Here is a 26,507-nt window from a genome sequence, read left to right as displayed (position 1 = left end):
GGAGGTTTATGCAAAGTGGTTAGCAAAGTTGAAGATTACGGAATTATCAATCATATTTCTTATGAACCAACTATTGTATTTGGTGAGCTAAATAATAAGAAAACTGAAAGAGCGCAATTGTTAGAAAAAATATTTTTAAATGCAGGAATTACAACTAAATTATCCAACAATCTTCAACAAGAAATATGGACTAAGTTTTTGTTTATTACTACTATTAGTGCAATTGGTGCTTTAACTAGAGCAACAATTGGTGAAATGATTGCTTCAGATGAAATAAAAAAAATAATGTATAAAACTGCCAAAGAAATTGTAAATGTTGCAAAAGCTAAAGGAGTTAATTTGCATAAGGATATTATTGAAAAACAATTCCAAATTATTGAATCACAACCCTATGATACAACGTCATCATTACAACGCGATATAATGCAAGGCAAACCTTCGGAATTAGAGTCACAAAACGGAACTATTGTAAAAATGGGAAAAGAATTGGGAATTCCAACTCCAATGAATGCAATTATTTATAATTGTTTATTGCCACAAGAAAAGATGGCAAGAGGGTTAGATTAGTTTTACTTTCGGTTTTCTACTAATCATATATACTCCAATAACAACCATTATACAACTTAATATTTTTATAAAATTAATATCTTGAGCATATTCATTATGACCTAAAGCAAAAGCATAAAAGCTAACCATTATAAAACTTACAACAGGTTGTAAATAAATATAACTTCCGCTAATTGAAGGGGCAACCTTACTTAATGCATAAATATTAAATAAGTAGGCTAAAAAAGTAGTTCCAATAACAACAAAGGCGACTGTTAAATATGTATTTAAGTTAAATGCTTCAAAATTAGTAGTTAAAACATCTTGAATCCCAATTGGGAACATAAATAGAAATCCAAATAAAAACACCCAGCTAATTACGGTAATAGGCTTGTATTTTTTCATTAATGGTTTAATTATAACCATATATAAGGCATATGAACACGCATTTACAAACACAAATATATTCCCTAAAATAGAGCTTGTTCCACCTGATTTATTACCATATAAAATTAAAAGAATAGCACCAGCACCACCAATTGTGATACCAATTAATTTATTTGAGGTAATTTTTTCTTTTAATAAAAATGTGCTAAAAATTAAAACCATTACAGGCACAGCCGTAATTATTATGGAAGCATCAATAGGAGATGTTAAGCTTAATCCATGAAAAAACAATAATTGATTAGAGGTAACTCCAAATAAACCACCAAGAATTATTATTCGAAAATCTTTTTTTTCGATTTTCTCTTTAATAAATGATTTTATAATCCAGAATAAAAGTCCAGCGCCTAAAATTCTTAAAAAAACAAATGCTGAAGGTCCAATTTTAGCGGGCATTACACCTTTGGCTACAATATGGTTTACACCATAAATCACATTGGCTCCTAATAATGCTAAATGTGCTTTGTAATTATTTTTACTCAACTTTTTAGGTTTTATTTAAATGCGAAAAGTACGAATTCCACAGAAACAAAGAGGTTTTATTTTATCATTTTATAGTGCAAAAGTAGAAATTATACTATAGTGGAAAGGAATCTAAATTAAAGATTTTAAATTTTTTTTAATTTCAATTTTCGCGAAATCATATCCCATTTGATAAGGTTTATGAATAATTTTGGAATCTAAAACTCCAATTTTTTCAATATTTGGGTGTGAAAACACATCATTACATTTTTTAATTTTTTTAACATTATTAGCGTCTAAACTAATATGATAAACTCTATACAAAAGTTTTAATAAAGAATTAATTTCAGTCTTGTCAATAATAGAAATAGGATTTACAAAGCTTCCAATAATATTTTTAAATTTATCTTGTAAAGGTTCTATAGGAAAGTTATTTAAAATTCCGCCATCAGAATATACGTTCCCATTGATTTCAACTGGTAAAAAAAACGGGTGTCATGGCTGAAGAAGTTATTAATTCACCCGAATTAAAATAGGCTAATTCTCCTTAATTATTAAGTTGGTAGCAGTTACTGTTTATGGATATTTTAAACTTTCGAAAGAATCATTAGGAAAAAATTCTTTAAAAAAATAGGTGTATTTATCACTTTCCATAATTTCTGGTTTATGATAGGCATACAGCGATAATTTTAACAAAGGAGTTTGTTCAAAAAAATGAAGCATTTCTTCTGGAGAGTAGCCTGATGCATACAAGGCAGTAACTAAAGCTCCAGCACTTGTTTCTGTAACTTCTGTAGGTATAATATCATTTTCAAGCAATACTTTTATCAATCTAATATGAGCAATAGGTCTAACGCCACCAGCCGAAAGTACCAATCCAATTTCATTTGACATTATTAATTAGTGTGAATAAGATTCATTCCGAAGTTACAAAAATAAACAACTTCAAAATAGGCTTTATAGTTTTCTATATAAAATGTAACTTTGCGCTTTTAAAAATGGAATAAGTACCGATGGAATATAACTTTAAAGAGATTGAAAAGAATTGGCAAAAGTTTTGGGCCGAAAACCAAACATTTAAAGCTGAAAATAATTCAGATAAGCCAAAATATTATGTGTTAGATATGTTTCCGTATCCTTCAGGAGCTGGTTTACATGTTGGGCATCCACTTGGTTATATTGCATCAGATATTTATGCGCGTTATAAACGTCACAAAGGTTTTAATGTACTTCACCCTCAGGGATATGATTCCTTTGGTTTACCTGCTGAGCAATACGCTATTCAAACTGGGCAACATCCAGCAATTACTACCGAAGCTAATATTAAAACATACAGAAAGCAATTAGATCAAATAGGTTTTTCATTCGATTGGTCTCGTGAAGTAAGAACTTCTGATCCATCTTATTATAAATGGACTCAGTGGATTTTTACGTTACTATTTAATTCTTGGTACAATAAAACAAGCGATAAATCGGAAGATATTTCAACTTTAATTTCAATTTTTGAAGTTGAAGGAAATAGCAATGTTAAAGCAGCTTGTGATGATGATATTTCAATTTTCACTTCAAAAGACTGGAAAAACTATTCAGAAGAAGAAAGACAAAAAATACTGTTACAATATCGTTTAACATTTTTATCTGAAACTGAAGTAAATTGGTGTCCAGATTTAGGAACTGTTTTAGCAAATGACGAAATTGTAAATGGTGTTTCAGAACGTGGAGGGCATACCGTTATTCGTAAAAAAATGATGCAGTGGAGTATGAGAATTACTGCATATGCACAACGTTTATTAGATGGAATGGCTAAAATAGATTGGCCACAACCATTAAAAGATTCTCAAACCAATTGGATTGGTCGTTCAGAAGGTGCAATGGTTTCATTTAAAGTTTTGTCGGCTGGAAACACGGATAGCAAGAAAATAAATTTATCTTTTAAAGAAATTGAAGCGCTGAAAGTAAAACGTTCGAATCCTTCAAAAGCTGAAGCAGAATTATGGGATGTTTTAAGAAAGAAAAAAGGAGCTTCAAAATTTAGAACGAAGTATACCATTGGTACTTTTTTAGTAGATTTTGTATGTTTAGCAAAAAATACAATTGTTGAATTTTCTGGAAAAGAAGATGAAGAAGCAAGAACTGCTTATTTTGAAAATGAAGGTTTTAGTGTACTTCGGTTTTCTTCTGATGAGGTTTTAGAAAATTCAGTTGCGGTTTCTTATAAAATAGACAATGCCTTACAATTTCCAAAAGCACCTAAATCTAAGGAAGAAAAAGAAACTTCAGCACCAGATACAGAATTAAAAATAGACGTTTTTACAACACGTCCCGATACTATTTTTGGAGTAAGTTTTATGACGCTGGCTCCAGAACATGAACTAGTCTCTAAAATTACAACGGAAGCGCAAAAAGAAGCAATTGAAGCCTATATTAAAAAAACTTCAAAGCGTAGTGAATTAGAACGAATGGCTGATGTAAAAACAATTTCAGGTGTTTTTACAGGCGCATATGCATTGCATCCGTTTACGGGTAAAAAAGTTCAAATTTGGATTGGTGATTATGTATTAGCAAATTACGGAACCGGTGCTGTTATGGCGGTCCCTTGTGGTGATCAACGCGATTATGATTTCGCTAAAAACTTCAACATAGAAATACCAAATATATTTGAAGGAGTTGATATTTCTGAAGAAGCAAATACAGATAAAGACAATTCAATCATCTCAAATTCAGATTTTTTAAGTGGATTGCCTTATAAAAAAGCCATGAAACGTATTATTCATGAAATTGAAGAACGTGGCTTTGGGTATGGTAAAATAAATTACCGTTTACGTGATGCTGTTTTTAGTCGTCAGCGTTATTGGGGAGAACCTTTTCCGGTATATTATAAAAATGGATTACCTCAAATGATTGATGTAAAGCATTTGCCAATTGTATTACCAGAAGTTGAGAAATATTTACCTACTGAAGATGGAAAACCACCATTAGGGAATGCTACAACTTGGGCTTGGAATACAAAAACAAATAAAGTAGTTTCAAATAATTTGATTGATAATAAAACTGTTTTTCCATTAGAGTTAAATACAATGCCAGGTTGGGCGGGGAGTTCGTCTTATTTTAACCGTTATATGGATTCTGAAAATACGGAGGAGTTTGTAAGTAAAGAAGCGGTAAACTATTGGCAAGATGTAGATTTATATATTGGAGGAAGCGAACATGCTACCGGACACTTATTATACTCACGTTTTTGGCAAAAATTCTTGTTTGATAAAGGAATTGTTCCAGTTGACGAATATGCAAAGAAGCTGATTAATCAAGGAATGATTACAGGAACTAGTGCATTTGTTTATAGATGGGAATTTGGAGAAGGAAATGGAACAGATTTAGCTAAGAAAACAATTTTTGTTAGCAAAAACTTAATGGAAAACATCATTAAGGAAAGAAGTTCTATGGGAGCCAATAAAAAAACTGAAGCAATAAAAACAACTATTGATTTATTGAGCGCTTGTGAAATTGAAAATGCTCCTAAAATAGAGTGGACAGGTTTTACACCAATTCACGCAGATGTTTCTTTTGTGAATGCTCATGATGAGTTAGATATTGAAGCTTTTAAAAACTGGAGAGTTGAATATAAGGACGCTGAATTTATTTTAGAAGATGATAAATATATTGTTGGGAGAGAGGTTGAAAAAATGTCAAAATCTAAGTACAACGTTGTAAATCCTGATCAAATTTGTGAAGAATATGGAGCAGATAGTTTACGTTTATTTGAAATGTTTTTAGGCCCATTAGAGCAATCTAAACCATGGAAAACCTCAGGAATTTCTGGTGTTTACAACTTCTTGAAAAAATTATGGAAATTATATATTGTAAATGATGCTTTTTCAGTTTCTGATGAAGAACCAACAAAAGAAGAATTAAAAACGTTACATAAAACTATAAAAAAGGTTGAAGAAGATATTGCAAATTTTTCTTTCAACACATCGGTTTCAACATTTATGATTGCTGTAAATGAATTAACAGCGTTAAAATGTAATAAACGTGCAATTTTAGAACCTTTAGCCATAATTATGGAACCTTACGCACCACACATTGCTGAAGAATTATGGAAAAACTTAGGTCATTCTGAATCAGTTTCAACAGTTGATTTTCCAATATTTGAAGCAAAATATTTAGTGGAAAGCAGTAAAGAATACCCAATCTCATTTAATGGAAAAATGCGTTTCACAATGGGATTACCATTAAATTTGAGCAAAGAAGAAATTGAAGCTGCTGTTATGGCGCATGAAAAAACGCAGGCACAATTAGATGGGCGCACACCTAAACAAGTGATTGTAGTTCCAGGTAAAATAGTAAATATTGTAGGTTAATTAAGTATTATTTATCATTCCTGCCAAAGCAGGAATGATAAATAACTAAAAAACTGAAATTAAAATAAATGATAGACAACTATGAAATAATAGGTTTGCTAGCGGCTCTTTTAACAACAGCTTCTTTTATTCCGCAAGTATATAAAACTTGGAAATCTAAATCAGCAGATAGTTTATCGTTAACTATGTATTTAGTATTTTTTGTTGGAATTATACTATGGTTAGTGTATGGTATTCATTTAAAAAGTTTATCCATGATAATTGCAAATTCAATTACAGCTTTTTTAGCGTTATTACTTATTTGGTTTAAAATAAAATTTAAATAATTTTCTTGGTATATTTATTGTAAGATATAGCATTAAATTTATTACCTATATTTACTTCAAATTAAAGCATGAAATGAACATCAAAAAATTTAAATATCTTTCAAAATTCTTTCCGTGTAAAAATCATCTGACAACTAAAAAATTATAAATTTAATCAGATGAAATTAACACAACTTTCTTTACGAATTCGAATATTTTTATCCATGATTTTGTTGGTATTAATAGCTTCTGTTTTAATTGCAGTAGTTACTATTTATCAATACAAAGAACAAACCGAAGAATACAATAAAGGAAGGTTAGACAGAAAAGAAGAATCAGTAAAAGCAGCTATTAATTTTTGGTTAAACTCATCTCAAAACTCATATCCGTTAGTAACCGAGAAATTAGCAGCAATTTTTAAGGATAAAATTTATGAAATTTCTGAAATTGAAAAATTAGAAATAAATATCTACGATTTAGAAGGAAATAGAGTTAAAAGTTCCCATTCAGGTTTTGTAAAAAGTGATGCTCCTGATGTATTGTCTGACATCACTTTAAAAAAAATTGCTAATAATTTTGAACATCATTATATAAATACAAAAACCATAAAAGGAAATGATTTTCAATCTTCATATTCTTATATAACAGATAATAAGTTTAAGCCAATTGGAATATTAAATTTGCAATATGTGCAAGATAATACAGTGCAAGACAAAGATTTAGAGGAGTTTTTGGTTAGAATGGGTTTTGTATATTTTTTAATGTTTTTAATTGCCATTGGTTTGGCTTATTTTATTTCAAGTTATATCACTAGAAATATTAAGGCTGTTACTGATAAAATGAGGCAAACAAGTTTAACAAAACGCAATGAAAAAATTATTCTAAAAAATCCTAGTGCTGAAATTTTCACCCTTGTAAACGCATACAACAATATGGTTAATGAGCTTGAAGAAAGCGCAGTGAAATTAGCAAAAGGAGAACGTGAACAAGCTTGGCGAGAAATGGCAAAACAAGTGGCTCATGAAATTAAAAATCCATTAACACCAATGCGATTGACAGTACAAAGTTTTCAGAGAAGATTTGATGCCAATGACCCAAAAATTTATGATAAAATTAATGAATATAGTAAAACGTTAATTCAACAAATAGACACAATGAGTTTAATTGCATCGGCATTTTCAGATTTTGCTAAAATGCCAACTCAAAAATGTGAAGCGTTAAATGTGGTTGAAGTTGTAAAACATTCTATTGATATTTTTTCAGAAGATTATATTTCTTATTTCCCAAAACAAGAAATTATTATTGCCGAGTTAGATAAAACACAGTTGATTAGGATTATGACTAATTTAGTTAAAAATGCTACGCATGCTTTAGAAGAAGTTGAAAATAAAAAAATTGAAGTTTCTGTTGAACAAGATAATGGAAATGTTATTATTGTAGTTGCAGATAATGGAAATGGAATTTCTGATGAAGATAAAGAGCGCGTATTTGAACCTAAATTTACCACAAAATCAAGCGGAATGGGTTTAGGACTGCCAATGGTTAAAAATATTGTTGAAGCCTATAATGGAACTATAACATTTACAACACAATTATATAAAGGAACCGTTTTTAAAATAGTATTACCTAAAAAATAATGATATGAATTTCGAAAATATATTAGTAGAATTAAAAGAGAATTTAGCCGTAATTACCATAAACAGACCAGCTAAATTAAATGCATTAAACAAAAACACAATTGCAGAATTACACGATGCTTTTAAAGCTTTGGATTTAAATACTTCTGTAAAAGCAATTATTATTACAGGAAGTGGTGAAAAAGCATTTGTTGCAGGTGCTGATATTTCTGAATTTGCAAATTATAGTATTGAAGAAGGAACTGAACTAGCAAGAAAAGGACAAGAATTACTGTTTGATTTTGTTCAAAATTTAAGTACACCTGTTATTGCTGCTGTAAATGGTTTTGCTTTAGGTGGAGGTTTGGAATTAGCAATGGCTGCACATTTTAGAATTGCGAGCACAAATGCAAAAATGGGTTTACCAGAAGTTTCTTTAGGTTTAATTCCTGGTTATGGTGGTACACAACGCTTGCCGCAATTAGTTGGTAAAGGAAAAGCCATGGAAATGATTATGACAGCAGGCATGATTTCAGCAGAAGAAGCCAAAGAATGGGGATTAGTAAATTATGTAGTTGAGCAAGAAGAATTATTACCTTTGTGTGAAAAATTAGCGAGTAAAATAATACGAAACTCTTCAACTGCAATTGCTGCAGCTATAAAAGCTATAAATGCAAATTATACCAATTGTATAAATGGTTTTGCCGTTGAAATAGAGCAATTTGGAGTTAGTTTTAATACCAATGATTTTGAAGAAGGTACCACAGCTTTTTTAGAAAAACGTAAACCTAATTTTGAATAAAAAACAACAAATAAAAGTAAGATATACACTTAAAATCTAAAATGAAATCAGTCAACCAGTTATTAAATTATATAAATAAATATATCAGTTTAACTGAAGAGGAAGAGTCATTTTTACTTTCAAAAGTTAATCATAGAAAATATTTAAAAGGACAATACATTGTTCAACAAGGAGATATCTGTAAACATGAATGTTTCATTATTTCAGGTTGTACAAAAACATTTTATGTGGATGATAGCGGACAAGAGCATATTGCAATGTTTGCAATTGAAGATTGGTGGACATCTGATATGGGAAGTTTCATTACACAAACACCTGCAGATTTTAATGTTCAATGTCTCGAAAACACAGAACTTATTCAATTTTCTTATGATGATAAAGAAGATCTGTATATTAAAATTCCAAAATTAGAACGTTTTTTTAGGAAAATTATAGAAAAAGCGCTTGCAGCTTCACAAAAACGAATTATAAAAAATTTTAGCCTTACAGCAAAAGAGAGATATCTTAACTTTAAAGAATTGTACCCAACAGTAGAACAGCGTATTCCCCAATATATGGTTGCTTCATACCTTGGAATTACCAAAGAATTTTTAAGTAAAATTAAAAGTCAACTTATTTTAGAACAATAAATGTTAAACTAGATTAACACCATTTCATAATCTACCTTATTTTCTTTTCAAGCATTGTTATATACATTTGTATCATAATATTTAAACAATAAATAATGAAAAAATCAATTAAAAGTTTAGGAGTTGTATCAATAGTTGCGCTAATTACATTTTCTTTCACAACACTAAAAGAAGTGAAAAAAGAAATTATAATAGAAAATAGTAAAATAGCTTGGAAAGGTTACAAAGTAACTGGTTCACACCAAGGAACAATCAATTTAAAATCAGGATCTTTAACATTTACTGATGATAAATTAACAGATGGAGAGTTTACAATTAATATGGCTACAATCACTAATACAGATTTAGAAGGAGAATATAAAGGTAAATTAGAAGGTCATTTAAAATCGGATGATTTTTTTGGTGTTGAAAAAAATCCAACTGCAATTTTAATCTTTAAAAAAGTAAAATCTACAGGTAAAAACTCTTATAAAGTTATAGGAGATTTAACAATAAAAGGAATTACAAATACTGTTACATTTGATCTTTCGGTTTATGGAAATAAAGCAAATGCTTCATTAAAAATAGACAGAACAAAATACGATGTTAAATATGGGTCAACTAGCTTTTTTGATAATTTAAAAGACAAAGCTATTTATGATGAGTTTGATTTAGTTGCAGATTTAGAATTTTAAATTTAGCTTAAACAAAATAATTTGCAGTTATTCAAACGTTCTTTAAAAACGTTTGAATAACTGCATTTTTTATAAAACATTATTTATTTGTATATATCTTTTAGAATAGTAGGGCTCTTTCATAGATGAAATAATAACACCTGAATGAGTTGAAGAATGTATAAATATTATTTCATCTTCAACAATTTCAGTAATCATACCAACGTGGTTAATAATTCCTTTTCCTCTGGTTGCAAAAAATATTAAATCGCCTTTTTGTGCTTGAGACTTATCTTTTTTTGTCCCCATTTTAGATTGTTGATTAGAGGATCTAGGTAGCGTTATATTTATTTCTTTAAAAGCATTAAAAATTAATCCAGAACAATCAAATCCTTTTATACTAGTTCCACCAATTCTATACCTAGTTCCTAAATTTTTTGAAACGGTTTCTATTAAAAATTGAATTATTGAAGGTTCTACAAAAACTTCTTCAATATTTTCGAACGATGGATTTATTTCAATTCCTTTTGTGACAATTTCAACAGAAGGTGTTTCTTCTTTAAGAATTAACAAATAATTTATAGGAAGCGTTCTTATAACAGCAGGATTTAAACGCTCTAGTTCTTTAATTGAAATTCCATATTTTTTTGAAATTTTAGATAAAGTTTCCCTAGATACAACTACATGTTTTTGAGCTATAGTTGAGTCATTGTTAGAAGTATTTATCTCTATTTCTTCAATATTGTCTTGCTTTCTTGGAATTTGTAATACGGTATTTAATTGTAATAACTTTCCTTTAACTCTAGGGTTTAATTCATAAATTTCAGTTTCTTTCACATCGTATTTTTTAGCTATAGCATAAATGCTTTCACCTTCACTTACATTATGATGAATACTAGTTTGAGAAAAAATCAAAGAACTAGTAAGGAAAAAAGAAAATGTTAAAAATTTATAAGCGCCCATTAAATTTCTTAGGTTAATCTATATTTAAACTCTCATTAAAAAGTGATGAAAGATAAGAAAACTATTAATTGAAATAAATTATTTTAAATTTTTAACATTTATTTATAGTGTTAGGATAAATTAAAAAAGATACAAATTCCCATCCCATTCCGTAAAAACTACTGAAGATAAGTTTGCAAAAACTAGTCGTCATCTTCTATGTTTTTTTATTTTAAACAATTCATAATCAATTTTTAGTCTTTATTGGATTCCACTTATTATGATAATTGTCACAAGTTTTAGTCATAAATTTCATAAATTTATATTTGTAAAAACGAAATTGCTAAAATTAGTTTTTAGAGATGGAATTTAACAAAAACCATCTCCTTTTTATTCAATTTGATATATGAAAAATATAATATTTTTTTTTCTAATAATAATTACAAATATAAACGCACAGGAAGTTGTTAAAGTAGGAGCGTTTAATTTTTATCCTGGAATTTTTCAAGATACTGATGGTAAGATTAAAGGATTCTATGTTGAAGCTTTAAATGAAATTGCTGAAAAGGAAAATAAAAAGTTTGTTTACGTTTATGGTTCTTGGGATGAAGGACTTCAGCGTATTAAAAATGGGGAAGTTGATATACTCACGAGTGTTGCTTTTACTGAAGAGCGTTCAAAATTCATGGATTATTCAAACACACCCTTATTAACCGTTTGGGGTGAAGTTTATGTAATTCCTAATTCTGAGATTAATGGAATACTGGATTTAGAAGGCAAAACAATTGCTATAATGAAAAGTGATTTTAGCGGAGCCTATTTAAAGCAACTTACTTCCAAGCTTACAATAAATTGTGAGTTTATTGAAACTACCGATTTTGAAGAAGTATTTAATTTAATTTCATCTAAAAAAGTTGATGCGGGTGTTGTAAATAACACATTTGGAGCTCCTAAATTTAAAGAATATAAACTTCGTTCAAGTGGAATCATTTTTAATCCTTTTGATATCTTTTTTACTGTAAAAAAAGACACAAATGGTGAATTACTAAAATTTTTAGACGAATACTTTCATAATTGGAAACACGATAGAAATTCTGTTTTTAATATTGCGCGACAAAAATGGTCACATGGTAAAGTTGGCTCAATCGAGGTGTTTCCACAATGGTTGAAAAATGGAATTTATTCAGCATTATTATTAATTTTAGTATTAATTATATTTATTGGTTTATTACGTTATAAAGTTAGAGTTGCTAAAGTAAAAGCTAAAGAAAGCGAAAAAGAATACAAAGATGTTGTAGAAACAACTAGTGACCTAATTACTATAGTTGATGGTGAAGGAAAATTCTTATTCGTAAGTAAAGCTTCAATAGATTTTTTTGAGCTAGAACCCAAAGATTGTATTGGGAAATCGGCATTTGATTTTGTAAACAGTGACGATAGAGAATATACCATGAATAAATTTTCAGAATGGTTAAATTCAAGTGAGAGCAATTTCCATTTTGAAAATAAAACAATTAGTAAAAAAGGGAAAGTATTAAATGTCTCTTGGAATATTCATATTGAGCGAAACAATAATCAAATAGTTAAAATAACATCAATAGCCAGAGATATTACAAAACTTAAGAAAACCGAGTTTGAACTTATTAAAGCCAAAGATCAAGCAGAGGAAAGTGAAAAATATCTTGATAATATAATTAACAATATTGGAGATCCTATATTCGTGAAAGACGAACATAGTAGGCTGCTTATTGTTAATGAAGCTTTTTGTAAAATATTTGGATTATCTAAAAATGAAATAATTGGAAAAACACTAGCTGAAGATGTGTTGCCTGAAGAACGGGAAAACTTTTTAAAAATTGATAGGCAAGTATTAAAAGATGGAAATGAAAATATAAATGAAGAATTACTTACAACTAAAGGGAGCAAAACAATAACAATTTCAACCCGTAAGACAAGATTTATAGATGATAATGGTAATAGATATTTGATTGGAGTGATTCGGAATATTACAAAGGTCAAGGAAAAAGAAATAGAATTAATTAAAGCTAAAGAAAAAGCAGAAGAAAGTGATCGTTTAAAATCAGCATTCCTTTCCAATATGAGTCACGAAATTCGCACACCAATGAATGGGATTTTAGGTTTTTCAGGACTACTTAAAAACCCTAACCTGACAGGTGACCAGCAACAAAAATTCATAGAGATAATTGAGAAAAGTGGTGCCAGAATGCTTAATATCATCAATGATATTGTGGATATTTCAAAAATTGAAGCTGGTTTAATGGAAGTTAATTTGATTGAATCAAATGTAAATGAACAAATAGAATATATTTATACTTTTTTTAAGCCTGAAGTTGAAACCAAAGGTTTAACACTCTTATATAAAAACGAACTACCGTCAAAAGAAACTATCATAAAAACCGACCGAGAGAAATTATTTGCCATTTTAACAAATCTTGTTAAAAATGCTATTAAATATTCTATTGAAGGCTCAATAGAATTGGGTTATCATAAAAATGGAAGTAGTCTTGAATTTTATGTGAAAGATACTGGAATTGGAATTCCTAAAGATCGACAGGAAGCAATTTTTGAACGGTTTATTCAGGCTGATATTTCTGATAAAATGGCGCATCAAGGTGCGGGATTAGGCTTGTCAATTACTAAAGCTTATGTAGAAACACTTGGCGGTAAAATATGGGTTGAAAGCCAAGAAGGAAAAGGAAGCACTTTTTATTTTACCTTACCTTATAATGCTGAACAAAAAGAAAAAATTAGTATTGATAATGAGATAATATTAAATGAAACAGGTAAGTATGATTCTTCTGAAGTTGTTGGGTTAAAAATTTTAATTGTTGAAGATGATGAAACTTCCAGTTCGTTAATTGGCATCACTGTTGAAAATATAAGTAGTGAAATTATTAAAGTGATGAATGGGCTTGAAGCTATTGAAGCTTGCCGAAATAATCCGGATATTGACCTGATATTGATGGATATAAAAATGCCAGTAATGGACGGCTATAGCGCCACTCAACAAATAAGACAATTTAATAAAGATGTTATTATTATTGCTCAAACGGCCTATGGACTTGCGGGGGATAGAGAAAAAGCTTTATCTGTAGGATGTAATGATTATATTTCAAAACCTATTGATGGAAAATTATTACTGTTACTAATGCAAAAATATTTTAATTGATATGTAGAAGAAAACACGCTGTTGCAATCTGATTTTTTTTACTTTTCACCATTCCATTCATTATAAAATTGCTGAAGAAAAGTTTCCATATAATTATGGCGTTCTTCTGCTATTTTTTTACCCGTTTCAGTATTCATTCTATCCTTTAACAACAATAATTTTTCGTAAAAATGATTAATTGTTGGCGCTTTAGAGTTTTTATATTCCTCTTTAGTTTGATTTAATTTTGGAGAAATTTCAGGACTGTATAAAGGCCTATTTTTAAAACCACCATAGTTAAAACAACGTGCAATACCAACGGCACCAATAGCATCTAATCTATCTGCATCTTGTATAACTTCTAGTTCTGGAGAAGTAAATTTTTGACTAAAATTTCCACCTTTATAAGAAATGTTTGTAATTATATTTTCAATATGAATTATTACTGATTCTTCAACTCGCTGTTTTTCTAAAAATTCACGTGCAATTTTTGGGCCTATAGTTTCATCGCCATTGTGAAATTTTGAATCAGCAATATCATGTAATAGCGCTCCAAGTTCAATTATGAAACTATCAACATTTTCATTTTTTGAAATTAATTTGGCATTGTTCCAAACGCGTAAAATGTGAAACCAGTCGTGACCGCCTTCTGCATTTTCTAAAGTTGCTTTTACAAATGCTTCTGTAGTTAAAATTATTTGCTGTTTATTCATTTTTTAAAAATACATAAATTTAAAGAAAATAATAAGGATGTTATTCTGAATTTATTTCAAAATCTCACTATTTTGAATGAGGGTTATTATGAGAACCTAAATTAAGTTCAGGTTGACGTAATTTTGTAATGAATAGTTACAATTTTAGTAAATAGCTATACACTCTCCATTTATGCATTGAACACTTGTTGGAGGAACACTTGCCATACAATCTGAAACAATACTCCATTTTATATTATATGCGGTTTCATTTTTATTATAGGTATCTACCTTTTCCTTTAGTAAATCAATATTAATTGAAGTGCTGTAAACTAAATAACTCCAAGGTCCTCCGCAGGGTTTACTTCCAAAGGCAATAAAATCACAATTGGCATTTTCATTACAAATTTCAGTGGCAATTAATTGTTCAATTTCTTCTTGTAAAATGGTCAATTCAGCCTTTTCACTTTCTTGTGTAGTTTCAGCGGTATTTGTACAACTAAAAACGATTGCTACTAGAGCAATCGTTTTTAAAATATATGTTATGGTTTTTATCATTTCAAAAGAAATAATAATTTAACAATGCTCTTCATAAGCTCCTGCTAAATTTGAAGCAATTACTTCAGCAGATCTACCTTCTATATGGTGACGTTCCAGCATATGAACTAAAACACCATCTTTAAATAAAGCAATTGCAGGTGATGAAGGTGGAAATGGAATCATGTTTTCACGAGCAGTTGCTGTAGCTTCAACATCTACTCCTGCAAATACCGTTGCTAAATTAGAAGGTATTTTATCATATTGTAAAGAAAGAACTGCGCCTGGGCGCGCTGTACCTGCCGCGCAACCACAAACTGAGTTTACTACAACTAAAGTTGTACCTTCTTTTTTTAATATTTCTTCAACTTCTAGAGCCGAATGTAATGATTTAAAACCTGCATTTTCTAATTCTGTTTGCATAGGTTTTACTAATTCTGGTGGATACATATTTTTGATTTTTAAGTTAGACGTATTTATAACCGCAAATATAATAGATTAAATATGAAATGACTAAACACAATATTTAATTGTTGAAAGTATGATTAAGTTTATAATTAATTTAACAATTGAAGTGCTTTCAACTTTTAACATCCTAACAAATGAATGTATATTTGCCAAATTAAAATTATATTATGGGGAATTTTGTGAAATGGTTGGGAGCTGGATTAGGATTTACATTGGGTGGGCCAATTGGAAGTATTTTAGGATTTGCTGTTGGAAATTTGATTGATGGTTTTTCAAAGGGAGATGTTGAAATAGCTAAAAATTATAGAGAAACTGGCAGAACAACTCAATCAGGTGATTTTGAAATTAGTTTATTGCTTTTGTCATCTATAGTAATTAAAGCAGATGGAAAAACTGATGAAAGAGAATTAGCTTATGTTAGAAGCCATTTTAAAAAAATGTATGGCGAAGAAAGAGCCAATAATGCATTCAAATTATTTAAGATTTTTATTAAAAATAATAAAGTTTCAACACGACAAATTTCTGAACAAATTCGTCAAAATTTGACGCATGCATCACGCCTACAATTAATTCACTTTTTATTTGGAATAGCAAAATCTGATGGAGTTGTTGTAGAAGCTGAAATAAATTCAATAAAAATAATTGCTGGTTATTTATATATAAATCAGTACGATTTTGAATCTATAAAAGCTATGTTTTATGATAGTTCTGAAAGTTCCTATTTAATTTTAGAAATTGAGAAAACAGCAACTAATAATGAGGTGAAAGCAGCCTATAGGAAAATGGCTAAAAAATACCATCCAGATAAATTGCAACATTTAGGTGATGAGCATGTAAAAGGTGCCGAGGATAAATTTAAACAAGTTCAAAAGGCTTATCAAGATATTCAGAAGGAAAGAGGAATTTGAGATTTTTAATTTAAAAAATTATTGAAATAGTAATTAAAGAGCTTCGTAAGTTCAACTTTTTTTTGTAATAAATATTTTACAATTTATGAAATGATATTTTCAAGAAAATACGTAATTTCGCGACCTAATTGATTTAAAGGCATAAAATGAGTAAAAAATTTAGAGAATATAAGGGATTGAACCTCACTAAAGTAGCAGAAGAAACTTTAGCGATATGGGAAGCAGAGCATATTTTCGAAAAAAGTATCACTACTAGAGATGAAAATAAGCCATTTATATTTTTTGAAGGACCTCCTTCAGCAAATGGTTTACCTGGAATTCATCACGTAATGGCACGTGCTATTAAAGATATTTTTTGTCGTTATAAAACCTTACAAGGTTTCCAAGTAAAACGCAAAGCAGGTTGGGATACTCACGGGTTGCCAATTGAGTTAGGTGTTGAAAAAGAATTAGGAATTACCAAAGAAGATATTGGTAAAAAAATTAGTGTAGAAGAATATAATGATGCTTGTAGAACTGCAGTGATGCGTTATACTGATGTTTGGGAAGAATTGACCCTTAAAATGGGACATTGGGTTGATATGGAAGATCCGTATGTGACTTACAAGCCAAAATATATGGAAACCGTTTGGTGGTTATTGGCTCAATTGTACAAAAAAGGATTGATTTATAAAGGGTATACTATTCAGCCATATTCACCAAAAGCGGGTACAGGGTTAAGTTCACATGAATTAAATCAGCCTGGAACGTATCAGGATGTAACGGATACATCGGCTGTTGCTCAATTTAAAGCTGTAAAAAATACCTTACCTGATTTTCTTCAAGAAATAGATGGTGACATTCACTTTTTAGCTTGGACAACAACACCTTGGACATTGCCTTCAAATACAGCATTAACTGTTGGAAAGAAAATAGATTATGTTGTTGCAAAATCTTTCAACCAATATACTTTTGAACCAATTACTGTAATTTTAGCTAAAAATTTAGTTGGAAAACAGTTTTCTAAAAAATTCTTTGTAGTTGAAAATGAAACTCAACTTGCTGAATATAAAGCTGACGATAAGAAAATACCTTTTATAGTCATAAAAGAATTTAAAGGTGCAGATATATTAGAATGTCGTTATGAGCAATTAATGCCATATACACTTCCATATCAAAATCCTGAAAACGCATTTAGAGTTATAGCAGGTGATTTTGTAACTACTGAAGACGGTACGGGAATTGTACATACAGCTCCAACTTTTGGTGCAGATGATGCTATGGTTGCTAAACAAGCAAATCCTGAAGTACCACCAATGTTGGTGTTAGATGACAATGGAAATCCAGTTCCGTTAGTGAATTTACAAGGAAAATTCACCAAGCATATGGCTGAATATGCTGGAAAATATGTAAAAAACGAATATTATGCAGACGGTGAAGCGCCTGAGCGTTCATTGGATGTAGAAATTTCAATACAATTAAAAGAAGAAAATAAAGCTTTTCACGTAGAAAAGTATCGCCATAGTTATCCACATTGTTGGAGAACAGATAAGCCAATATTATATTATCCATTAGATTCTTGGTTTATAAAAGTTACAGACAAACGTGATAGAATGTTTGAACTTAATAATACTATAAATTGGAAACCAAAATCAACAGGAGAAGGACGTTTTGGAAACTGGTTAAAAAATGCAAATGATTGGAATTTATCTCGTTCACGTTATTGGGGAATTCCATTGCCAATTTGGAGAACTGAAGATGGTACGGAAGAAATTATTATTGGTTCTGTTGAAGAATTAAAATTAGAAATGCAACGTGCCGTTGAGGCAGGCATGATGAAGGAAGATATATTTTCAGAGTTTGAGGTTGGAAATATGAGCGAAGAAAATTATGATAAAATTGATTTGCATAAAAATATTGTTGATGCAGTTATCTTAGTTTCTCCTTCCGGACAACCAATGAAACGAGAATCAGATTTAATTGATGTTTGGTTTGATTCTGGGTCAATGCCTTATGCACAATGGCATTATCCGTTTGAAAACAAAGAACTTATTGATGATAAAAAATTCTTTCCAGCCGATTTTATTGCAGAAGGAGTTGACCAAACACGTGGTTGGTTTTATACATTACACGCAATTGGAACCATGGTTTTTGATTCGGTTGCTTATAAAAATGTAGTGTCTAACGGATTGGTGTTAGACAAAGAAGGTAAAAAAATGTCGAAACGTTTAGGAAACGCTGTTGATCCATTTGAAACAATGGAGAAATATGGTGCAGATGCTACACGTTGGTACATGATTTCAAATGCAAATCCTTGGGATAACTTAAAATTTGATATTGAAGGAATTGATGAAGTGAGAAGAAAATTTTTTGGAACATTATACAATACCTATTCATTCTTTTCATTGTATGCCAATTTAGATAGTTTTACCTATGCTGAAGATGAAATTGCAATTAAAGAGAGACCAGAAATTGACCGTTGGGTTTTATCTGAATTAAATACATTGGTTAAAAATGTAGAGAAATTTTACGAAGATTACGAACCAACAAAAGCAGCAAGAGCAATTCAAGATTTTGTTTCAGAGTATGTAAGTAACTGGTTTGTTCGTTTAAGCAGAAGACGTTTTTGGAAAGGAGAATATGGACAAGATAAAATTTCTGCATACCAAACATTGTATACATGTATGGTAACAGTTGCAAAATTAGCTTCTCCTATCGCACCATTTTTTATGGACAATCTTTACAAAGATTTAACAACTATTTCAGGAAAAGAAAATTTTGAATCCATACATTTGGCAACATTTCCAACATGTGATGAAAGTTTGATTGATAGTAAGTTAGAGCGAAAAATGCAACAGGCTCAAAAAATATCATCTATGGTTTTATCATTACGAAAAAAAGAAATGATAAAAGTTCGTCAACCGTTACAGCGAATTATGATCCCTGTTTTAAATAATGAAGAAAGAGAAGAGATTTTAGCTGTTGAAAACTTAATAAAATCGGAAGTAAATGTAAAGGAAATTGAGTTAATTGATGATGCTTCAGGAATATTGGTTAAAACAATAAAGCCTAATTTTAAAGTACTTGGACCTAAGTTTGGAAAAGAAATGAGGTTTGTTGGAGAAGCAATTCAAAAATTAACTCAAAATGACATTGCGATTGTTGAAAAACAAGGTGGAATATCTATAAAAGTAAATGAAAATGTTGTATTTTTAGAACTTAATGAAGTAGAAATCTCATCGCAAGATATTGAAGGTTGGTTAGTTGCTAATCAAGGAAATTTAACAGTAGCTTTAGATGTAACAATTACGGATGAATTACGTAAAGAAGGAAATGCTAGAGAGTTGGTAAACAGAGTTCAAAACTTACGTAAAGAATCTGGTTTTGATGTTACCGATAAAATAAAATTAATTATTCAAAAAAATGATATATTAGAACTGTCAGTTGCGGCAAATGAACAATATATTAAATCTGAAACGTTAACAAATGAATTAGTGTTTGAAGATATAGTAGAAAATGGTACAGAAATTGTTTTTGACGATGTGAATACTAAAATAGTAATACAAAAAATGTAAGTTATGAACGAAAATAATAGATATTCAGACAAAGATTTAGCCGAATTTAAAGAGCTAATTATAAATAAAATAGCATATGCTGAAGAAGATTTAGCATTAATTAAAAGTGCTTTTAAAAACGACAGTAATAATGGTACTGATGATACTTCACCAACATTTAAAGCTTTTGAAGAAGGTTCTGAAACCATGTCAAAAGAAGCAAATGTGGCTTTAGCGATTAGACAAGAAAAATTTATTAGAGATTTAAAAAATGCACTCGTACGTATTGAAAATAAAACGTATGGCATTTGTCGTGTTACAGGTAAATTAATTATGAAAGAACGTTTAAAATTAGTTCCACACGCAACATTAAGTATTGAGGCTAAAAATATGCAACAATAATTGGTGAAAATTGTAAAATTACAGAAGCTTCCTTATTTTTGGGAGCTTCACTTTTTTAACATAATTAAGATTAAAAATCCTTTTTAAATTGAAGAAAGCTTTATTTATTATAATTTCAGTATTGTTAATAGATCAAATTAGTAAGATTTATATAAAAACTAACTTTTTCTACGGGGAAGATGTTGTTGTTTTTGATTGGTTTCGTATCCATTTTATTGAAAATAATGGAATGGCTTGGGGTGCTGAATTTGGGGGTAAAACAGGAAAATTATTTTTAACAATTTTCAGGTTATTTGCAATAACAGGTATTGGATTTTGGTTGTATACTTCAATTAAAAAGAATGCTCACAATGTACTTATAGTTGCTGTTTCCTTAATTTTTGCTGGTGCAATGGGGAATATTATAGATTCTGTTTTTTATGGAGTTATTTTTAACACTCCCGGAGGTCACAAAATTGCAACTTTATTTTCTGAGAAACCTTATGGATCTTTATTCTTTGGAAAAGTAGTAGATATGCTTTATTTCCCAATTTGGAGTGGAGACTTACCAAAGTGGTTACCAATATGGGGTGGAAAGCCTTTTACTTTTTTTAATGCTATTTTTAATGTTGCAGATGCGGCTATTTCTACAGGTGTTGGAATCTTAATTCTTTTCAATAAAAAAGCATTTCCAAAAGTTGAAGAATAAAAAAAATTTATTGCCTAATTTTATTAAGTTTTAAAATTAATTCTTCTTTTATCAATTCATCAGTGCCATTTAATGGTAGCTGATTTATATGCATCAAATCTATTAATTCCAAAGGGTCTGTATTTAAATTATATAATTTTTCAGTTCCATCTTCAAATGCAATATATTTATGCGTTTTATTTCGAATTGTATAATCTGATTTTCCCGATTCATAACCCACTTCCGAATAAGCATAATCTCTAGAGCTTGAGTTCTCATTAGAAAGTAATTCTTTAAAATTTTGACTGTCATTAATTTTATCAACTTCAATACCAGCAATATTTGCTATTGTAGCAAATAAATCAGTAGTATTTATAAGAGCATCTTCTGTTGCATTAAATCTACTTACATCTTTTCCTGAAATTATCATTGGTACATTAATTCCTCCTTGATAAACAGTTCCTTTTACTCTTAGTGGATTGTATTCCTGTGCAACTTGCTGTGGCGTTCCATTATCTCCTATGAAAATAATAACTGTATTATTTTTTTGTTCTTGACTAAGCGAACTTAAAAGTCTTCCTATTTCAGAATCCATTGCTTCTACCATTGACATATAATAAGGTAGCGGATTTGCAGCTATACTTGCTTCATCAGTAGGTAAAAAACCTTGTGAATGTAAATTATTTGGTGGTAAATGAAAAGGTGAATGTGGAGCATTATAGGCTAACCATAAAAACCATGGCTTTGTTTGATTTTCAACCCAATTAACTGCTAAATCGGTAATTTTTGTTGTTGAATATTCAGTAGAATTAGTTGTTATATTATTTTCAGTTAGATTCCAATCCCAATATGATGAGACACCACCGGTTAACAAACCAGCATAATAATTTACACCCATATTTATTGGGTGATCAGTATTTGTTGCTAAGTGCCATTTTCCTATTACTGCATGATTATATGCTTGACCTAAATTGTTATCTAAATATTTTTGAATTGATATTTCAGAAGTTGAAAGCTCATCACCAACTTTTAGCATATTGGTTCTAATACCATATTTTCCAGTTAGTATGCTTGAACGTGTAGGTGTACAAGTAGGGTTAGACCATAAATTGGTAAACCTAACACCACTATTAATCATACTTTCCAGATTTGGCATTGTTGGTTTTGAAATTCCTAAATTATAACCAGAACAAGAATCTAAACCCATATCATCAGCAATAATTAGTAATATATTTGGTTTACTTTGTGCTACAGCTATAACCTCAACCTCATTATTTTTACTACAAGAAAGTAATAGTATGCTTATAAAGTAAGTGTAAATAAAAGTTTTTTGAAGCATAAATAATCTAATTAATTGTTCTAACACATCTCACATAATTATAAACGTAACGAACATCTCCTTGTGGTCCAAAAAATTGTGGATAATCATTTATATTTCCAGATTTTGGATCACTACGTTGACAGCCAGCTCCATGAACATCCATCAAAACACCACTCATTTCTCCTTGACCTTCACCAAAAGCAATATATACTGCACTCGAATAAGGATTTGCACCATCTAAATGTGATGTGCCTGTCCAATAAAACGGATAGTTTTTGTTTCCATTTGTGTCAGTAATTTCAGAGCATTCAAACAAAGGATTGATTGCTGGTGAATTTGTTGTCTGCGGACTTCTAGTATAATCAGCAATACTTTGTAATTCTTTTGCATTTGGTAATCTCCAATCAGATTTATTTCCAAGAGACAATTCTTCGGCGTACGCTAATGACTCTTCCCAATTTCTAGAAATTTCGTCATCTGCTTTTTGCCACATTAAACCAGTTGCTAAATCGCTAATGGTTCCGTCATTATTATCAACAAAATTGTTTTTACCGTAATCCGTATTCCCTCTTACCATTCTAAAATACATCGTATTTGCAGCACCTGAACCCGGCTTGTATTTTGGATACCCTTTGATACGTCCATCAATAAAATTCACACCAAAAACAGTTGCATCAGCATTCATTGTTAGCCCAACATATTCTGTTGAAGACCAAGTTTGAGCATCAATTTCTCGTTCGCCAATAGAAGTATCTCCTAAAGGTTGACTAAAATAATTAATATCTATAAAAAAGTCTATCGCAACTTCACCTTTAACTTGGCCCGTAAATAAAATTAAAGAGTACAATTCCTTTAAAGTAGGCACTCTCCAATCGATGTAATTCCCTAAAGTTGAATTAGTTGCTTTTGTAATGGCATCTGTAAAAGTGATTTTAGTTCCCATATCCTGTTCCCACTGTAAACCAGTAATATTATCGGTAATTGTTCCATCTCCATTATTTGTGTATGAAGGTTGACTTCCAGAATAAGTTGCATCTTGGCCAAAAAAGGCATCCTTATTTGAAGGTGATGAAATTGTATTAATATCACTATAAAAAGCGAATACCCCAGTGTCAACTATTGGATAGCTGTATGTTTCTGTACTTGGTGATTCAGATGTATCTGTATTGTTTTCTTGAGATATGTCGTTATTATTACTACAAGATACAATACTTAGAAGATATATAAATATCAAATTAATTTTCGCGATTTTAAACATTTTATTTTTCTAATATGACTGTAAAATAAGTGAAAGGTTTAATTTATTTGGAAAATAATTTATTAATCGTATATTTGCGATTAACTTATGAAAAGAACAAAAAAAGATATTATTTACGAAGTTGAAACCGAAGAAATAGCAAAATTTGCAAAAGCTTTAGGGCATCCAACACGTATTAAAATATTAAATCATTTAGACAATGCGAGTTGCTGTTATACCGGTGACTTATTGGAGGTTTTACCTTTGGCACAATCAACAATTTCGCAACATTTAAAAGAGTTGAAAGATGCAGGCTTGATTCAAGGAACTGTGAATCCTCCCAAAATTAAATACTGTATTAATCAAGAAAACTGGAAAAGAGCAAAGGCTTTATTCAATGAGTTTTTTAGTAGTAATATGAATGAAACTTCATGTAAATAAAATAAATATAATATAAATTATGAAAACAATAAAAATTTTAGGAACAGGTTGTCCAAGTTGCATAAGCGCAGAAAAAGTGGTGGCTAATATTGTAAAAGAGTTAAATATTGAAGCTAAAATTGTAAAAGTTACAGATATTCAGGAGATTATGATATATGATGTAATGCGTACACCAGCTATTGTTATTGATGGAAAAGTTGTTATAGCTGGAAAAATTCCTTCAAAAGAAGATTTATTGCCATTTTTAGTAGATAATTTCGCTAATAATGCTTGTTGTTCTGATGGAAATACTGATTCTTCTTGTTGTTCTTCTGAAGAAAATGAGTCTGGTTGTTGCTAATAATTTAATTACTATTTAAATGAAAATAAGATTAAAATTACTGGATAGGTTTTTAACTTTATGGATTTTTTTAGCAATGACTATTGGCGTAAGTTTAGGTTATTTCTTTCCGCAAATGGCAACTATTACAGATTCTTTGTCGGTTGGCTCAACAAATATTCCATTAGCTATTGGACTAATTTTAATGATGTATCCACCATTAGCAAAAGTAGATTATAGTTTAATTCCAACAGTTTTTAAAGACACAAAATTAATGTCCATGTCTTTATTTTTAAATTGGGTTGTTGGCCCAATTTTAATGTTTGTATTAGCAATAATCTTTTTAAGAGACGAACCAGGATACATGTCTGGTTTAATTTTAATTGGTTTAGCACGTTGCATTGCAATGGTAATTGTTTGGAACGATTTGGCAGGCGCAAGTAGAGAATATGGCGCTACACTAATAGCTTTAAACAGTGTTTTTCAAATTATTACCTATAGTTTTTATGCGTGGTTATTTATTACAGTACTTCCAAATTATTTAGGATTAGATAGTTTTAATGTTGATATTTCTGTTTTTGAAGTTGCAAAAAGCGTTCTTATATATTTAGGAATTCCTTTTGCGGCAGGTTTTTTAAGTAGAAAATATTTAGTAAAATATAAAGGAGAAAATTGGTACAATCGTAAATTTATTCCGTTTATTTCGCCAATTACATTAATTGCGTTATTAGCAACTATTGTTTTAATGTTTAGTTTAAAAGGAGATTTAATTGTTGAAATTCCTTTCGATGTATTAAAAATTGCAGTTCCATTAGTTATCTATTTTGTATTGATGTTTTTTGTAAGCTTCTTTGCTGGGAAAGCAATGAATATAGATTATAAACGAAATGCGGCTGTTGCTTTTACTGCAACTGGAAACAATTTTGAATTGGCAATTGCAGTAGCTATTGCTGTTTTCGGATTGAATTCTCAACAAGCATTTACGGGTGTTATTGGACCTTTAGTTGAGGTTCCTGTTTTAATACTTTTAGTGAAAGTTTCATTATGGTTGAAGAAAAAATACTATTAGTAAAAAATGTTCGATTGGATTCAACAAATAGCAGATTGGTTAGTTTTTGATATTTTCAAGCTAAAAGAAGGAAATCATTTAGCTGAAGCGTTAAATTTCTTTATTTATGATAGTGTAAAAATTTTACTGCTAGTTTTTATAATCATCTTTTTTATGGGAATAGTAAATAGCTATTTTCCTGTTGAAAAAGTTAGAAATTACTTATCACGCAAAAAATTATATGGTTTTGAATACCTAATATCTTCATTATTTGGCGTGGTTACACCGTTTTGTTCTTGTTCTTCAGTTCCGTTATTTATTGGTTTTGTAAAGGGAGGAATTCCATTAGGTGTTACTTTCTCATTTCTAATAACATCACCTTTGGTGAATGAAGTTGCAATTGGATTATTTATTGGATTATTTGGTCTAAAAACAACTATTATATATGTGATGAGTGGAATTTTATTAGGAACTATTTCAGGTGTCATTCTTCAAAAATTAAAATTGGAGAAATATTTAACACCTTGGGTACAACAAGTGTTGGAAAAATCACAAAAGGAGACTGGTGAATTTAAAACCAAATCAATTCTTTTTAAAGACAGATTACCTTCAATTTGGATTGACACGAAGACAATTTTAAAAGGAATTTTACCCTATGTAATTATTGGTATTGCCATTGGCGGTTTAATGCATGGCTATATTCCAGAAGGTTTTTTTGAGCAGTATATGAGTAAAGATAATCTTTTTGCTGTTCCAATTGCTACTATTTTAGCCGTTCCAATGTATTCAAATGCTTCAGGAATTTTGCCGGTAGTTCAAGTATTAGTTTCAAAAGGAATTCCTTTAGGAACTGCTATTGCATTTATGATGGGAGTAGTAGGTTTATCATTACCAGAAGCAATGCTTTTGAAAAAGGTTATGACCTTTAAATTAATAGGAATTTTCTTTGGAGTTGTAACGCTCTGTATTATAATTTCAGGATATATATTTAATATAATTTTTTAA

The 26,507-nt window shown here is 29.9% G+C and carries 25 protein-coding genes; 16 read left to right on the top strand and 9 right to left on the bottom strand.

Annotated elements, in window-relative coordinates; genetic code table 11:
* The coding region (locus ABY863_RS03120; RefSeq protein WP_372792803.1) for a ketopantoate reductase family protein at positions 1-567 on the top strand (567 nt) is incomplete at its 5' end.
* Here the strand turns inward: ABY863_RS03120 and ABY863_RS03115 are convergent.
* From ABY863_RS03115 to ABY863_RS03105, 3 genes are all read right to left on the bottom strand, one after another.
* A complete protein-coding gene (locus tag ABY863_RS03115) occupies positions 559-1,473 on the bottom strand; it encodes a DMT family transporter (protein WP_372792802.1) in 915 nt (304 codons plus the stop codon). The genes ABY863_RS03120 and ABY863_RS03115 overlap by 9 nt on opposite strands.
* Before the next feature lie 111 nt (positions 1,474-1,584).
* Positions 1,585-1,776, bottom strand: coding sequence for a hypothetical protein (locus tag ABY863_RS03110; protein ID WP_372792801.1), 192 nt, complete (start codon positions 1,774-1,776; stop codon positions 1,585-1,587).
* 252 nt (positions 1,777-2,028) lie between these two features.
* Positions 2,029-2,346 carry a patatin-like phospholipase family protein gene (locus ABY863_RS03105; protein ID WP_372792800.1) on the bottom strand — a complete coding sequence of 106 codons (318 nt, stop codon included), beginning with the start codon at positions 2,344-2,346 and terminating at the stop codon, positions 2,029-2,031.
* 119 nt (positions 2,347-2,465) lie between these two features.
* On the opposite strand from ABY863_RS03105, the gene ABY863_RS03100 reads away from it, so the two are divergent.
* The 6 genes from ABY863_RS03100 (at position 2,466) to ABY863_RS03075 (ending at position 9,839) form a co-directional block, all read left to right on the top strand.
* Positions 2,466-5,813, top strand: coding sequence for a leucine--tRNA ligase (locus ABY863_RS03100; protein WP_372792799.1), 3,348 nt, complete (start codon positions 2,466-2,468; stop codon positions 5,811-5,813).
* Positions 5,814-5,881: 68 nt separating this feature from the next.
* Entirely contained in the window at positions 5,882-6,139 is a 258-nt protein-coding gene (locus tag ABY863_RS03095; protein WP_372792798.1) for a SemiSWEET family sugar transporter, read from the top strand.
* Positions 6,140-6,297: 158 nt separating this feature from the next.
* A complete protein-coding gene (locus ABY863_RS03090; protein WP_372792797.1) occupies positions 6,298-7,755 on the top strand; it encodes a PAS domain-containing sensor histidine kinase in 1,458 nt (485 codons plus the stop codon).
* A 4-nt stretch (positions 7,756-7,759) separates the two neighbouring features.
* Positions 7,760-8,536 (top strand): enoyl-CoA hydratase/isomerase family protein, encoded by a 777-nt coding sequence (locus ABY863_RS03085; RefSeq protein WP_372792796.1) that lies wholly within the window; start codon positions 7,760-7,762, stop codon positions 8,534-8,536.
* Positions 8,537-8,577: 41 nt separating this feature from the next.
* Positions 8,578-9,165: a Crp/Fnr family transcriptional regulator gene (locus ABY863_RS03080; protein WP_372792795.1), complete on the top strand. Its 588-nt coding sequence runs from the start codon at positions 8,578-8,580 to the stop codon at positions 9,163-9,165.
* A gap of 95 nt (positions 9,166-9,260) precedes the next feature.
* The gene (locus tag ABY863_RS03075) at positions 9,261-9,839 is read left to right on the top strand and encodes a YceI family protein (protein WP_372792794.1); all 579 of its coding nucleotides are present in this window, start codon (positions 9,261-9,263) and stop codon (positions 9,837-9,839) included.
* Between the two features lie 69 nt (positions 9,840-9,908).
* Here the strand turns inward: ABY863_RS03075 and ABY863_RS03070 are convergent, their stop codons facing one another.
* Positions 9,909-10,781: an NlpC/P60 family protein gene (locus ABY863_RS03070; protein WP_372792793.1), complete on the bottom strand. Its 873-nt coding sequence runs from the start codon at positions 10,779-10,781 to the stop codon at positions 9,909-9,911.
* 385 nt (positions 10,782-11,166) lie between these two features.
* Here ABY863_RS03070 and ABY863_RS03065 point away from each other — a divergent pair, with 385 nt between their 5' ends.
* On the top strand, positions 11,167-13,950 hold the full coding sequence (locus ABY863_RS03065; RefSeq protein WP_372792792.1) for a PAS domain S-box protein: 2,784 nt from the start codon (positions 11,167-11,169) through the stop codon (positions 13,948-13,950).
* Positions 13,951-13,988: 38 nt separating this feature from the next.
* Here ABY863_RS03065 and ABY863_RS03060 read toward each other — a convergent pair whose 3' ends face one another.
* From ABY863_RS03060 to ABY863_RS03050, 3 genes are all read right to left on the bottom strand, one after another.
* The gene (locus ABY863_RS03060; protein WP_372792791.1) at positions 13,989-14,642 is read right to left on the bottom strand and encodes an HD domain-containing protein; all 654 of its coding nucleotides are present in this window, start codon (positions 14,640-14,642) and stop codon (positions 13,989-13,991) included.
* Positions 14,643-14,786: 144 nt separating this feature from the next.
* Complete coding sequence (locus ABY863_RS03055; RefSeq protein ID WP_372792790.1) at positions 14,787-15,179, bottom strand: hypothetical protein; 393 nt, start codon at positions 15,177-15,179, stop codon at positions 14,787-14,789.
* Positions 15,180-15,197: 18 nt separating this feature from the next.
* Complete coding sequence (locus ABY863_RS03050; RefSeq protein WP_372792789.1) at positions 15,198-15,608, bottom strand: BrxA/BrxB family bacilliredoxin; 411 nt, start codon at positions 15,606-15,608, stop codon at positions 15,198-15,200.
* 185 nt (positions 15,609-15,793) lie between these two features.
* Here ABY863_RS03050 and ABY863_RS03045 point away from each other — a divergent pair, with 185 nt between their 5' ends.
* The 4 genes from ABY863_RS03045 (at position 15,794) to ABY863_RS03030 (ending at position 21,157) form a co-directional block, all read left to right on the top strand.
* Positions 15,794-16,534, top strand: a complete 741-nt coding sequence (locus ABY863_RS03045; RefSeq protein WP_372792788.1) for a TerB family tellurite resistance protein — start codon at positions 15,794-15,796, stop codon at positions 16,532-16,534.
* 146 nt (positions 16,535-16,680) lie between these two features.
* Positions 16,681-20,088, top strand: coding sequence for an isoleucine--tRNA ligase (gene ileS / locus ABY863_RS03040; protein WP_372792787.1), 3,408 nt, complete (start codon positions 16,681-16,683; stop codon positions 20,086-20,088).
* A gap of 3 nt (positions 20,089-20,091) precedes the next feature.
* Positions 20,092-20,469, top strand: coding sequence for a TraR/DksA family transcriptional regulator (locus ABY863_RS03035; protein WP_372792786.1), 378 nt, complete (start codon positions 20,092-20,094; stop codon positions 20,467-20,469).
* Positions 20,470-20,557: 88 nt separating this feature from the next.
* Positions 20,558-21,157 carry a lipoprotein signal peptidase gene (locus tag ABY863_RS03030; RefSeq protein WP_372792785.1) on the top strand — a complete coding sequence of 200 codons (600 nt, stop codon included), beginning with the start codon at positions 20,558-20,560 and terminating at the stop codon, positions 21,155-21,157.
* Between the two features lie 7 nt (positions 21,158-21,164).
* On the opposite strand, the gene ABY863_RS03025 is transcribed toward ABY863_RS03030, so the two are convergent.
* Together ABY863_RS03025 and ABY863_RS03020 are read right to left on the bottom strand one after the other, a co-directional pair.
* Positions 21,165-22,475 carry a sulfatase-like hydrolase/transferase gene (locus tag ABY863_RS03025; protein ID WP_372792784.1) on the bottom strand — a complete coding sequence of 437 codons (1,311 nt, stop codon included), beginning with the start codon at positions 22,473-22,475 and terminating at the stop codon, positions 21,165-21,167.
* A 7-nt stretch (positions 22,476-22,482) separates the two neighbouring features.
* Positions 22,483-23,691, bottom strand: coding sequence for a DUF1566 domain-containing protein (locus ABY863_RS03020; RefSeq protein ID WP_372792783.1), 1,209 nt, complete (start codon positions 23,689-23,691; stop codon positions 22,483-22,485).
* 111 nt (positions 23,692-23,802) lie between these two features.
* Between ABY863_RS03020 and ABY863_RS03015 the strand changes: the two genes are divergently transcribed.
* The 4 genes from ABY863_RS03015 to ABY863_RS03000 are packed head-to-tail and all read left to right on the top strand — an operon-like array spanning position 23,803 to position 26,507.
* Complete coding sequence (locus ABY863_RS03015; RefSeq protein WP_299525525.1) at positions 23,803-24,135, top strand: helix-turn-helix transcriptional regulator; 333 nt, start codon at positions 23,803-23,805, stop codon at positions 24,133-24,135.
* Positions 24,136-24,154: 19 nt separating this feature from the next.
* Positions 24,155-24,475, top strand: a complete 321-nt coding sequence (locus tag ABY863_RS03010) for a thioredoxin family protein (protein WP_372792782.1) — start codon at positions 24,155-24,157, stop codon at positions 24,473-24,475.
* A 19-nt stretch (positions 24,476-24,494) separates the two neighbouring features.
* Complete coding sequence (gene arsB, locus ABY863_RS03005; RefSeq protein ID WP_372792781.1) at positions 24,495-25,523, top strand: ACR3 family arsenite efflux transporter; 1,029 nt, start codon at positions 24,495-24,497, stop codon at positions 25,521-25,523.
* A gap of 6 nt (positions 25,524-25,529) precedes the next feature.
* Positions 25,530-26,507 (top strand): permease, encoded by a 978-nt coding sequence (locus ABY863_RS03000; protein ID WP_372792780.1) that lies wholly within the window; start codon positions 25,530-25,532, stop codon positions 26,505-26,507.

Origin of the sequence: Lutibacter sp., from assembly GCF_041562875.1 — a bacterium.
GTDB lineage: Bacteria > Bacteroidota > Bacteroidia > Flavobacteriales > Flavobacteriaceae > Lutibacter.
Note: the sequence above shows the minus strand (reverse complement) of the source record. Positions and strands in the feature narration are given on the sequence as shown.

Bases quoted from the DNA above. Each gene is read 5' to 3' on its own strand.
- ABY863_RS03050 (WP_372792789.1), bottom strand. From the start codon at position 15,608: ATGTATCCACCAGAATTAGTAAAACCTATGCAAACAGAATTAGAAAAT.
- ABY863_RS03070 (WP_372792793.1), bottom strand. From the start codon at position 10,781: ATGGGCGCTTATAAATTTTTAACATTTTCTTTTTTCCTTACTAGTTCT.
- ileS (WP_372792787.1), top strand. From the start codon at position 16,681: ATGAGTAAAAAATTTAGAGAATATAAGGGATTGAACCTCACTAAAGTA.
- ABY863_RS03000 (WP_372792780.1), top strand. From the start codon at position 25,530: ATGTTCGATTGGATTCAACAAATAGCAGATTGGTTAGTTTTTGATATT.
- ABY863_RS03085 (WP_372792796.1), top strand. From the start codon at position 7,760: ATGAATTTCGAAAATATATTAGTAGAATTAAAAGAGAATTTAGCCGTA.
- ABY863_RS03080 (WP_372792795.1), top strand. From the start codon at position 8,578: ATGAAATCAGTCAACCAGTTATTAAATTATATAAATAAATATATCAGT.
- ABY863_RS03015 (WP_299525525.1), top strand. From the start codon at position 23,803: ATGAAAAGAACAAAAAAAGATATTATTTACGAAGTTGAAACCGAAGAA.
- ABY863_RS03095 (WP_372792798.1), top strand. From the start codon at position 5,882: ATGATAGACAACTATGAAATAATAGGTTTGCTAGCGGCTCTTTTAACA.
- ABY863_RS03090 (WP_372792797.1), top strand. From the start codon at position 6,298: ATGAAATTAACACAACTTTCTTTACGAATTCGAATATTTTTATCCATG.
- ABY863_RS03075 (WP_372792794.1), top strand. From the start codon at position 9,261: ATGAAAAAATCAATTAAAAGTTTAGGAGTTGTATCAATAGTTGCGCTA.
- ABY863_RS03045 (WP_372792788.1), top strand. From the start codon at position 15,794: ATGGGGAATTTTGTGAAATGGTTGGGAGCTGGATTAGGATTTACATTG.
- ABY863_RS03100 (WP_372792799.1), top strand. From the start codon at position 2,466: ATGGAATATAACTTTAAAGAGATTGAAAAGAATTGGCAAAAGTTTTGG.
- ABY863_RS03025 (WP_372792784.1), bottom strand. From the start codon at position 22,475: ATGCTTCAAAAAACTTTTATTTACACTTACTTTATAAGCATACTATTA.
- ABY863_RS03055 (WP_372792790.1), bottom strand. From the start codon at position 15,179: ATGATAAAAACCATAACATATATTTTAAAAACGATTGCTCTAGTAGCA.
- ABY863_RS03060 (WP_372792791.1), bottom strand. From the start codon at position 14,642: ATGAATAAACAGCAAATAATTTTAACTACAGAAGCATTTGTAAAAGCA.
- ABY863_RS03065 (WP_372792792.1), top strand. From the start codon at position 11,167: ATGAAAAATATAATATTTTTTTTTCTAATAATAATTACAAATATAAAC.
- arsB (WP_372792781.1), top strand. From the start codon at position 24,495: ATGAAAATAAGATTAAAATTACTGGATAGGTTTTTAACTTTATGGATT.
- ABY863_RS03035 (WP_372792786.1), top strand. From the start codon at position 20,092: ATGAACGAAAATAATAGATATTCAGACAAAGATTTAGCCGAATTTAAA.
- ABY863_RS03105 (WP_372792800.1), bottom strand. From the start codon at position 2,346: ATGTCAAATGAAATTGGATTGGTACTTTCGGCTGGTGGCGTTAGACCT.
- ABY863_RS03010 (WP_372792782.1), top strand. From the start codon at position 24,155: ATGAAAACAATAAAAATTTTAGGAACAGGTTGTCCAAGTTGCATAAGC.